This is a genomic window from Acinetobacter sp. 1130196 (assembly GCF_000588095.1).
Taxonomy (GTDB): Bacteria; Pseudomonadota; Gammaproteobacteria; order Pseudomonadales; family Moraxellaceae; genus Acinetobacter; species Acinetobacter nosocomialis.
The window spans coordinates 42,327-53,399 of record NZ_JFWX01000027.1 but is presented as its reverse complement, the minus strand read 5'-3'; the positions used below and the strand labels follow the sequence as shown (position 1 = coordinate 53,399).

Annotated in this window: 10 protein-coding genes; 4 read left to right on the top strand and 6 right to left on the bottom strand. The window is 40.0% G+C overall.

All coding sequences use genetic code 11. The features are described from left to right. The coding region (locus J671_RS25255) for an IS30 family transposase (protein WP_032021853.1) at positions 1-316 on the top strand (316 nt) is incomplete at its 5' end. Between the two features lie 122 nt (positions 317-438). Here the strand turns inward: J671_RS25255 and J671_RS17590 are convergent. Beyond that, positions 439-1,410: an NAD(P)H-dependent flavin oxidoreductase gene (locus J671_RS17590; RefSeq protein ID WP_031982969.1), complete on the bottom strand. Its 972-nt coding sequence runs from the start codon at positions 1,408-1,410 to the stop codon at positions 439-441. A gap of 284 nt (positions 1,411-1,694) precedes the next feature. Here J671_RS17590 and J671_RS17585 point away from each other — a divergent pair, with 284 nt between their 5' ends. After that, on the top strand, positions 1,695-2,504 hold the full coding sequence (locus tag J671_RS17585) for an enoyl-CoA hydratase (protein WP_004887722.1): 810 nt from the start codon (positions 1,695-1,697) through the stop codon (positions 2,502-2,504). Positions 2,505-2,569: 65 nt separating this feature from the next. Here the strand turns inward: J671_RS17585 and J671_RS17580 are convergent, their stop codons facing one another. After that, positions 2,570-3,415 carry an IclR family transcriptional regulator gene (locus J671_RS17580; protein ID WP_000996083.1) on the bottom strand — a complete coding sequence of 282 codons (846 nt, stop codon included), beginning with the start codon at positions 3,413-3,415 and terminating at the stop codon, positions 2,570-2,572. Positions 3,416-3,601: 186 nt separating this feature from the next. Beyond that, positions 3,602-4,819, bottom strand: a complete 1,218-nt coding sequence (locus J671_RS17575; RefSeq protein WP_004887724.1) for a CaiB/BaiF CoA transferase family protein — start codon at positions 4,817-4,819, stop codon at positions 3,602-3,604. 331 nt (positions 4,820-5,150) lie between these two features. Here J671_RS17575 and J671_RS17570 point away from each other — a divergent pair, with 331 nt between their 5' ends. Next, positions 5,151-6,302: an acyl-CoA dehydrogenase family protein gene (locus J671_RS17570; protein ID WP_004887725.1), complete on the top strand. Its 1,152-nt coding sequence runs from the start codon at positions 5,151-5,153 to the stop codon at positions 6,300-6,302. A 61-nt stretch (positions 6,303-6,363) separates the two neighbouring features. Next, positions 6,364-7,614, top strand: a complete 1,251-nt coding sequence (locus tag J671_RS17565) for an MFS transporter (RefSeq protein WP_006581456.1) — start codon at positions 6,364-6,366, stop codon at positions 7,612-7,614. 222 nt (positions 7,615-7,836) lie between these two features. Here the strand turns inward: J671_RS17565 and phnX are convergent, their stop codons facing one another. The 3 genes from phnX to J671_RS17550 are packed head-to-tail and all read right to left on the bottom strand — an operon-like array spanning position 7,837 to position 11,055. Beyond that, entirely contained in the window at positions 7,837-8,652 is an 816-nt protein-coding gene (gene phnX / locus J671_RS17560) for a phosphonoacetaldehyde hydrolase (RefSeq protein WP_004887729.1), read from the bottom strand. A gap of 34 nt (positions 8,653-8,686) precedes the next feature. Beyond that, positions 8,687-9,874, bottom strand: a complete 1,188-nt coding sequence (gene phnW / locus J671_RS17555; protein WP_004887731.1) for a 2-aminoethylphosphonate--pyruvate transaminase — start codon at positions 9,872-9,874, stop codon at positions 8,687-8,689. Positions 9,875-9,900: 26 nt separating this feature from the next. Beyond that, positions 9,901-11,055 (bottom strand): TIGR03364 family FAD-dependent oxidoreductase, encoded by a 1,155-nt coding sequence (locus J671_RS17550; RefSeq protein ID WP_004887733.1) that lies wholly within the window; start codon positions 11,053-11,055, stop codon positions 9,901-9,903. Positions 11,056-11,073 lie beyond the last annotated feature (18 nt).

Below are 11,073 nucleotides of genomic sequence, written 5' to 3'. Positions count from 1 at the left end.
AACGTTGACCTATGACCGTGGACGCGAGATGTCAGAACATAAAATACTCGAAGAAGATTTAGGCATAGATGTATATTTCTGTGACCCACATTCACCTTGGCAAAAAGGCACATGCGAAAATATGAATGGTTTAATTAGGCAATATTTACCTAAAGGGATTGATTTAAATCAGGCAGATCAGCATTATTTAAATCAAGTTGCCATGTCACTGAATACTCGTCCTAGAAAGGCGTTAGATTGGCTTACACCATTAGAGAAATTTGCTCAGCTTGTTGATTATCATATGGCTTTTGAAACTGTCGCACCTCATGTTTGAATTCGCCGGGTGTTCTATATAATGATCTAAATTTAATCTATTATTAAATTTAGATCACTATATTACTTACTACAAAGAAATCTTGCTCTATTATTAAGATTAATATAGATAATAATTTTACTTTATAACAAGCTTAATAAACGTCCGCGAATAATATCTTCTGCCTCTTTGACAATTCGGCTAACCAGTTCATCGCATGTCGGAATATCATGAATCAAGCTTGCCACTAAACCGCATGACCATGCACCTGCATTAACATCTCCATCAATCATAACTTTTGGATAGACTCCCGCAACTTCTTCAATAATATCTTCAAATTTAATGCTATCGCCGAGCGCTTTTTCTTTTGCCACGATTTTTTCTACGGCCGCATTATTCATGACACGTTCAGTATTTCGCAAAGCACGCATAATTAAACGCGTATCTCGTTCGGTTGCATTCAGAATCGCCTGTTTCACATTTGCATGTACGGGAGCTTCCTGAGTCGCAATAAAGCGCGTTCCCATATTAATTCCATCGGCTCCCATCGCTAAAGCAGCCGCGAGTGAGCGTCCATCTGCCATACCACCTGAGGAAACAAATGGGATGTCTAACGCATCGGCAGCTAAGGGCAATAAAATCATATTGGGCACGTCATCCTCACCAGGATGCCCACCACACTCGAAACCATCTACAGAAACTGCATCACATCCAATTTGCTGCGCTTTTAAGCTATGTCGAACCGAAGTACATTTGTGAATTACTTTAATACCAGCAGCTTTTAAATACGGCATGACCTGTTCAGGATTACGCCCTGCTGTTTCTACAATCTTGACTCCACCTTTAATGATTACTTCTACAAAACCCGGATAATCAGGAGTATTTACGGTAGGCAAAAAGGTTAAATTTACTCCAAAAGGCTTGTCGGTCATTTCTCGGCAACGTGCAATTTCTTTTGCCAGATTTTCAGGCGTACGCTGAGTCAGACCAGTGATAATACCTAACCCACCCGCGTTCGAAACTGCAGCCGCAAGCTCTGCAAAACCAACATAATGCATACCACCTTGAATAATTGGATGCTCGATTTCAAATAGTTCTGTAATTTTGGTCTTCATATTCTTTCCACTCACCATTCTATAACTAGCTTCTCATTTCCTTAGTAGAGCTAGATGCTTATTTACGCATAAATCCTGTCATCATTTAAAGTGACTTAAGATAAAAATTTCACAATACAAAATTTTATACCACAATATAAAACAAAATAATTGATAACGGAATTATTTTTCGATAGCATCATTTTAATAAGTTTAAGTTTTAGACAGCAAGTTATCTGAAAAGTATGAGCTTTCACCAACTGAAAGAATATATTTTTCAAATAGTTAATTTAAAGGAATAAATGATGCAACAGGACAATGTAACTCAAAGCGAGCTTAAAACAGGTACAATTCAGGAGCATTTTGATAAAAATATACTAACGCTCACCATGAGTAACCCCACTAAAAAGAATGCAATTAATTATGAAATGTATACGGCTTTAAGTCAGGCATTAGATAAGGCTGCAACCAATCAAGATGTCCATGTGGTCATACTTACTGGTGAAGGTTCGGCATTTACGAGTGGTAATGACGTTAATGCTTTTGAAAAACGCGATACCACCAGTTCAGAACCACCCGCTTCCATTGTTTTTTTAAAAAGCTTAGCAACGTTTCCAAAACCGATTATTGCTAAAGTAAATGGTATGGCAATTGGCATTGGCAGCACTATGCTTCTACATTGCGACCTTGTGTATGCAAGCCAAAACTCTATTTTTCAGTTTCCCTTTGTGAATTTGGGACTTGTACCTGAAGCAGGTTCAAGTTACATCTTGCCAAGATTATTGGGTTTTGCTCGTGCTTCGGAACTTATTTTACTAGGTGAAAAATTTTCGGCAGATCAAGCAAAAATTTATGGTTTGGTTAATGAGATATTTGAAGTAACTGAGCTGGATCAAGTGGTTGAAGACGTAGCCATTAAACTCGCTCACAAACCAAGCCAAGCCTTACAGCTCAGTAAAAAGTTACTAAGAGATATGCCAATCGATGATCTACTCAATCGTATTGATCATGAGTCGACTATTTTCTCGCGTTGTTTACAGGGTTCCGAATTTAAAGAAGCATTAAATGCTTTCAAAGAAAAAAGAAAACCGAACTTCCATAAGCAAACGGCCTAAAATTCGCACACTAAAAAGCCAGCCTTGAAAAACAAAGCTGGCTTTTATAAATGAATCAAATACGTTTAGCTAATCTCGGTACGAATATTATTCACCATGTGTAAAAGACGCGGTGCAATATCTTCTTCGAGTTTTTCACGGTTCATAATAAAGCTTGGACCACCACAGTTAAATACCAGCAAACCATGTTGTTCATGAATGAGTGGAACCGCAACCGAGTTAACGTCTTTATGCCATTCGCCAATTGAAAAACAGTATCCAAAATCTTGGTAGTCTTTAAAGGCTTTGTCTAGATCACGGTTAATTTTGATCCAGTCTTCTTTGTGCTTGTTACGAATGGCATTAAGCAAGAACTCTCTTTCATCTTCTGGCATGGCAGCTAAACATGCACGCCCCATTGAACTTAAGTGAATCGGTAAATAGGTTCCGACTTGACGGCGCATGGTCATATTGCCTTTACCTTGAACGACATCAAGATAAATCATATTCAGTCGATCGCGTGTTGCCATTGCTACAGCAGCACCAGCATAGTCTGCCAAATTTTTCATATATGGATGAGCAATAGAGCGAATCGATACGTTAGAGAGCATGGAATAACCAAAAGCAAGAACACCAACTGAAAGCTGGAATTTGCTTGAGTTTGGCACTTGTTTGATATAACCCAAACGCGACAAGGTATGTGTCAGGCGAGTAATGGTCGGTTTTGGCAAACCAGTCATCTGAGCAAGCTCTTGGTTGCCCAAATGCTGATGCTTAGGCGTAAAACAACGTAATAGTTCTAAACCACGTGCTAATGCAGTAATAAATTGGCGATCATTTTCATCCTGCATGTCTTCAATCGGATGTAATAATTCATGCCTTAAAGGCGCGAGTAGTTTTTCTGTCTGTTCTGCATCAACTGCATCGTTCATTGTCATACCAATCCATATTTTGTTTCGCACTGCGAAAATTATAATCTATTTTTTCTATAAATAGCAAAAGAGCAAACGTCCAAGTCTGCATTTATAAAATAACTTCATTTAACTCATTAAAGCGAAAGATTAAATATTTTATTTTCTGATTTTAAATATCATTTTAACCTTTCGCTTTTAAGTTACTTATCCAATTACGCCCTTTTCTTTAAGCTCTGCTAACTTTTCTGTAGATACTACTCGCCCTAAAATCGCCTGCGTATGTTCACCCAACAGTGGAGGTGCTGTTTTGTATTCAACAGGAGTTCTAGAAAGTTTGATTGGTGAGCCAATTATCTTCAATTTTTTACGTTGAGGATGGTTCATCTCGACTAACATTTCTCGGGCTATCACTTGTGGTTCTTGGAAAGCTTGTTCCAAGTTATTAATGACACCGACCGGAACTTTAGCCGCATAGATTGCGTCTACCCATTCATCTGCTGTTTTTGTTAAAAAGTGAGTTTGTAAAATTCCGATAATTTCATTGCGATGCTTGATTCGGTCTGCATTTCGGGCAAAACGCGCATCATTTGGTAAATCGGGTAAACCAATACTTCGACAGAGTTGAATAAACTGAGTGTCATTTCCACATGCAATAATGAAGTCACGGTCAGAGGCTTTGAATACTTGATAAGGCACAATATTAGCGTGTGCATTGCCATAACGTTTAGGGATATTACCCGATGAAAGATAGTTCATTCCCTGATTTGCCATTGTGGCAATTTGAACATCAAGCAAAGCCATATCAATGTATTGGCCCAAACCTGTCACATGGCGGTTGAGTAAAGCAGCCTGTATGGCAATCGTAGAATAAAGTCCTGTGGCTAAGTCAGAAAATGCAACGCCTACTTTTTGTGGTCCTCCGCCCGGCAAATCATCACGCTCACCAGTGACCGACATGAGTCCGCCCATACCCTGAATAATAAAGTCATAACCGGGTTCTTCTGCTCTGGGACCAGTTTGACCAAAACCTGTAATTGAGCAATACACCAGTTTAGGGTTAATTGCAGATAAAGACTCGTAGTCCAAACCGTACTTTTTCAAAGAACCCGCTTTGTAGTTTTCAATCACGACATCGGTGTCTTGAATAAGTGCTTTAATCAATTCTTGGCCTTCAGGATTGGCAATGTCGATGGCAACCGATAATTTATTGCGGTTAGTTGACTGATAATAAGCGGCTTCTTGAGTGTCTTGACCTGAGTCATCTTTCATCCAAGGTGGTCCCCAAGAACGAGTATCGTCACCAACTTTCGGCCGTTCAATCTTGATTACTTCTGCGCCTAAATCGGCAAGAATCTGTCCACACCAAGGCCCAGCCAATACCCGACTTAAGTCAAGCACCCGAATTCCATTTAAAGCACCCATCTTCATCCCACTATAATTTGTGATTCATTTCCTATAGGAAAACTTATCCATTTAAAATTTCGCATAGCGATATATATTTTTAATATACACGGCTCTTTTTAAAAATCAAACTTTAATTTTCCACTAAAAATGATGATTTTTTATAAGAAAATATAGCTTAAATAAATCAATAAATTAGCCAAAGATAAAACAATAACAAAGTATCGCATTGCGAAATTAATTTTCAAAATATATTGTTTTGCGCTCATCCTTTGATTACTATCACTTCAAATATTGGTGATTTTACGAACATCACATTGATGTTTTTTGCATAGAGTAAAAGGACGAGACTATGATTCGAGATCAGGAAACCTTAAATCAACTTGTTGATATGATTCGACAATTTGTTGAAGGTGTCTTAATTTCTCATGAGAATGAAGTCGCTGAAACGGATGAAATTCCTCAAGAGATTGTTGAGCAAATGAAAGCTCTCGGCTTATTTGGTTTAACCATTCCTGAAGAATACGAAGGTCTTGGCCTAACGATGGAAGAAGAGGTCTATGTCGCTTTTGAATTAGGTCGTACCTCTCCTGCTTTTCGCTCTCTTATTGGGACCAATAATGGCATTGGCTCAAGTGGTTTGATTATTGATGGGACCGAAGCACAAAAATCATTTTTCTTACCGCGTCTAGCTCGTGGTGAAGTGATCAGTTCTTTTTGCTTAACCGAACCTGACGCAGGTTCTGATGCGGCATCTTTAAAAACCACCGCAGTAAAAGATGGTGAGTTTTATATTTTAAATGGTACCAAACGCTTTATTACCAATGCGCCACATGCTGGCGTATTTACAGTCATGGCACGTACAAACTCTGATATTAAAGGCGCTGGTGGCATTTCTGCTTTTATTGTGGATAGCCAAACTCCGGGCATTTCTCTTGGCAAACGCGATAAAAAGATGGGACAAAAAGGCGCCCATACCTGTGACGTTATTTTTGAAAATTGTCGTATTCCTGCCTCAGCACTCATTGGTGGTGTTGAAGGTGTTGGTTTTAAAACGGCCATGAAAGTACTCGATAAAGGCCGTTTGCATATTGCTGCCTTGAGTGTCGGTGCAGCAACTCGAATGCTAGACGACTCTTTAAATTACGCCATCGAACGCAAGCAATTTGGACAACCAATTGCCGAGTTCCAACTCATTCAAGCCATGCTTGCCGATTCAAAAGCTGAAATTTATGCAGCTAAATGTATGGTCTTAGACGCTGCCCGCCTACGCGATGCGGGACAAAACGTTAGCACGGAAGCTTCTTGCGCAAAAATGTTTGCAACCGAAATGTGTGGCCGCGTTGCTGATCGCTGCGTACAAATTCATGGTGGTGCGGGTTACATCAGTGAATATGCCATTGAACGTTTTTATCGAGATGTTCGTCTGTTCCGTCTCTATGAAGGGACCACTCAAATTCAACAAGTGATTATTGCCCGAAATATGATTCGCGCTGCGTCTTAATCAAATTTAAAGCACTTCAAAACGACTTGAAGTGCTTTTTATCAAATGTAGGTAATGGATTATGGCTACAAATTACAAAGAAGGTCTTTCTCGTATACAGCCTCATACGTGGAAAATAGCATTTATTTTTGCATTTCTGGCACTGTTGGTAGATGGTGCAGATTTGATGCTGCTGTCTTATAGCTTAAATAGTATTAAGGCAGATTTTGGATTAAGTTCAGTACAAGCAGGTATGCTTGGCAGTTTTACATTAGCAGGTATGGCTGTTGGTGGCATTTTTGGGGGATGGGCATGCGATAAATTTGGTCGCGTGCGCATTGTGGTTATTTCTATTTTAATTTTCTCACTTCTTACCTGTGGCTTAGGTTTTACCCACAGCTTTCTTCAGTTTGGTATTTTAAGATTTTTTGCATCTCTTGGCTTGGGTTCACTTTATATCGCCTGTAATACTCTCATGGCCGAGTATGTCCCAACACGTTTCCGCACAACAGTACTTGGCACTTTACAAGCTGGCTGGACCGTTGGCTATATTGTTGCGACCTTACTTGCAGGCTGGATTATTCCTGATCATGGCTGGCGCATGCTGTTTTATGTTGCGATTATTCCCGTCATTATTGCTGTTCTCATGCATGTGCTTGTACCTGAACCAGAAGCATGGCAAAAGTCTCGACTACAACAACCAGTTGTGGCTCAAAACGCCTCGAAAACTTCGGCATTTAAGCTTATTTTCCAAGATAAACGAAACCGCAATATGTTTATCTTATGGGCGTTAACGGCAGGGTTTTTACAGTTTGGCTATTATGGCGTAAATAACTGGATGCCGTCATACCTTGAAAGTGAACTCGGTATGAAATTTAAGGAAATGACCGCCTATATGGTAGGTACATATACCGCCATGATTTTAGGTAAAGTTCTTGCGGGTATGATGGCCGATAAATTAGGGCGTCGTTTTACTTATGCCTTTGGTGCAATCGGCACTGCTATTTTCCTACCTCTGATTGTTTTTTATAACTCGCCAAGCAACATTTTATATTTACTGGTGACCTTTGGTTTTCTATACGGCATCCCTTATGGCGTAAATGCAACCTATATGACCGAAAGTTTTGCGACTGCCATTCGCGGTACAGCCATTGGCGGTGCTTATAACGTCGGACGTTTAGGCGCTGCATTAGCCCCTGCAACGATTGGTTTCTTGGCATCCGGCGGGTCTATTGGTTTAGGTTTTGTCGTGATGGGTGCTGCCTACCTAATTTGTGGTGTGATACCAGCCTTATTCATTAAAGAAAAAATATACGACCCACAAAAGTCGTAAAGAGATCCATCAAAAAATCCTATAGGTCCTGTACCTATAGGATTGATGGTACTAACTATCTAAACATATGTTTTAGATGGTTAGCAGGAAATAAGGAATTGACGTTTCAAAGTTACTCCTTATTTCCACGTATGTAGAGTTTATTACTCTTCATTTTAATTTTTTAGGTAAGCTTAGCTCCCAAGGGAGCTAAGCTTAAAAATATATAGACCTAAACTCTGTTTAAGGTCGTTCACCCTGCCCCAAACGGCGTTCAATATCATCGAGTACATTTGGTAAGTCGGCGACACTATCAATCACATAGTGAGCGCCCGATGCATTCATTTTTTGGTATGCCTTATCTTTTAGTACAATCTGTTCATCAGCCGATAACGCGCTCCACTCTTCATAGCTTAAACCGACTTCATTGCCACTAATCGCAAGTCCTACTGTCCAACATCCGGCATTTAAACCTTCATCAATGCCCACCACGGTATCATCTACTTTTACAACAGTTTTGATGTCGGATACGTCGAGTTGAATTAAGTTCTTCCATAGCATTTCAGGATATGGACGGCCAAATTTTACGTCACTTGCCGTAACGATACAGTCCGGTCGATAGCCCTGATCGGCAGCATCTTTAACCAAACGACCAATCATCATAGATGCATAGCCCGTGTTACTGCCAATTTTTGCACCACGCTTTTTAATATTTTCAAACGTTTCCAATGCCCCCGGAATTAAAGCAGAACATTTCGGAATAGAATTTAATTGATATGGAATAAAGTCTTTATATAAACGGTCAATATCTGCTTCAGTTGCAGGCTTCCCATATACTTCCTGCCATGCCGCTGCTACACGCGGCATTTTTAAAACTGCTGCAATATGATCACGTTTTTCTAAACCCATTGGTGCACGAGCTTCTTCAACCGTAATTTCAACTTTATTGTCTTTAAATAAAGCCATAAAAGCTAAAATTGGTGCGCGTGAGCCAAAATCTACAGTTGTACCAGCCCAGTCAAAAACAACAGCCTGAATTTGTGTATTGTTGGTCGTCATGGTGTAATTCCTTTAATGCAAATGATTTAAACAATTATGCTGTTACAGCTTGATTGAGGAGGTTTTTGCAATAACTCGCAATTGCAGCAAGAAGTCCTTCAATGTCATGAATATAAACTTCGCCAATATTGCCAATACGGAAGCAGTTGAGGTCGGTGACTTTACCCGGATAAATCACATAACCTGATTTTTTCAAAGCTTCATAAAATGACTGGAAGCTAAATGTCTCGGCTGTTGGGTAAAGAAAAGTAGTAATAATGGGTGATTGTGGGCACTCTTTACCGAGCACCAATTCAAAGCCCAGTTGTTGCATACCTTTAGATAAGGTTTGCTGGTTTTGTAAATAACGTTGATAACGTGCAGCGACTCCACCTTCGGCTTCAAGCTCAAGTAATGCTTGATAAAATGCACGTACTACATGGGTTGGCGAGGTAAAACGCCATTTACCGTTATGCTGCTCCATCGTGTTCCACTGGTCATACAAGTCGAGACTAACCGAACGTGCCAAACCTTTACATGCCTCTAGGCAATCACGTTTTGCCAAAATAAAACCAAAGCCCGGAACACCTTGAATGCATTTATTTGCACTTGAAATCAGGAAATCAATTTCAAGCTCGGCAATATCCATAGGCACACCACCGAATGAACTCATGGCATCCACAATCCAGATTTTTCCTGCTGCTTTCACCAAACGGCCAATGTCTTGAATCGGATTTAAAATTCCTGTGGTGGTTTCACAGTGTACACACGCAACATGGCTAATGGTTTTATCGTGTAAAACGCGCTCAATTTCTTGTAAATCTGGTGTTTGAGTTTCTAAATAGTTCAGCTCTACAACTTCAATATTTAAGCAACGCGCCATTTGCACCATACGTGCACCATATGCACCGTTATTAATGATCAAGATTTTGCCATCACGCGAAATAGCTGAACCAAGCACAGACTCAACCGCAAAACTTCCACTGCCTTGCATTAACACAGCCGTATATTTTTCAGGTTGGCTGGTTGCCAAGTTGACTAGACGAGAGCGGATATCTTGTACCAGCGAGTTGTATTCTTGGTCCCAAGTACACCAGTCTTTTTGCATGGCACGGCGTACTGTTGCCGATGTTGATAATGGCCCTGGAGTGAGAAGCAAATACTTGTTCTCTAAATCCATATCGAGTTGGGGTTGCATGTTCATAATGTTACTCATTTCTTTTGCGTTCATTTCAATATACATTAATCTGGTTTAAACCAGATGACAAACTAATAAATATTTTGTTCTAATATTTCTTTCATAAACCCAGCCCCTGTGGTCATGCCTTTGCCGGCAATCCCACTCACCAGAAAGATATTTTTTTCAGCTTCAGTAACACAGGCCAACTCATGTTCATGAGTCAGGTAATAACCATTCCAGCGTTTTTGAATTGGAGGTAAAGTCAGCCCTAATTTTTCGTGACAGTAAGCTTGGATAAACTCATTAATCTCTTCACGCTGCTCAAACTGGGGCGCTTCATTAATCGGATGGTATTCGTGACTATCGCCCACGATCAGTTCACCAAATTCGTTTTGTTTAATCAGAATATGGATACCAAATTCTTTAATGAATCCCTGCTGTGACGCTTTAACCAACTCAGAATGACTTGGGCAAATTTCAAAAGCCGGATAACGTGAGATAGATAAGCCTGAATAAAGAGAAGCATTTAATTTTTGTTGAAATGGTTGCGTCAGCGCCATTTGTAAACCACAACGTTTCAGGTTCAAGCTTTGTAAGAGATCTGGATATAAAACATCGATGATTTCACCGTGACAGATCAAAACTTTATTTGCTCGATAAGTCTCACCACTTGCCAAACGAACCTGACAACTTTCCTGCTGATATTGAGTTTGAACAACACAGGCATTGGTATAAATCTCTACACCTTTTCTTTCGGCATATGCCAACAGTCGCTGCCCAATCACATGTGGTTCGACCGAATAATCTTCCCCAAAAACCAAACCGCCTTGAAAATGCTGCGAAGGATTTAAATAAGAAAATTGGGTGACCAGTTCATCATGGTTTAGCAAATGAACTGGAATTTGATAATGATTTGCACGCTCGACAAACTCATTTAAAACTCGCCATTCAAGTGACGTATTGGCGAGATAGACACCTTGTCTTTGCTCAAATGAAATATCGGTTTCAGCCTGAATGCGTTGATAAAAACAACGCGTTTCAAGAGCGTACTTTCGCCACTGTTGCTCTGGATGGGTTAATGTCGAAGTTCCGACCATGCCGAAATTACGACGAGTTGCACCCACAGGTTTGGCATTTTTCTCGAACATACAAACTTTTAAGCCTTGTTCTTGCGCTTGTATGGCAGCGGACAAACCTAAAATACCGGCTCCGACAACAATTAAATCAAACTGTGCGTGATTCATAAGACTTCCAATTTGCGA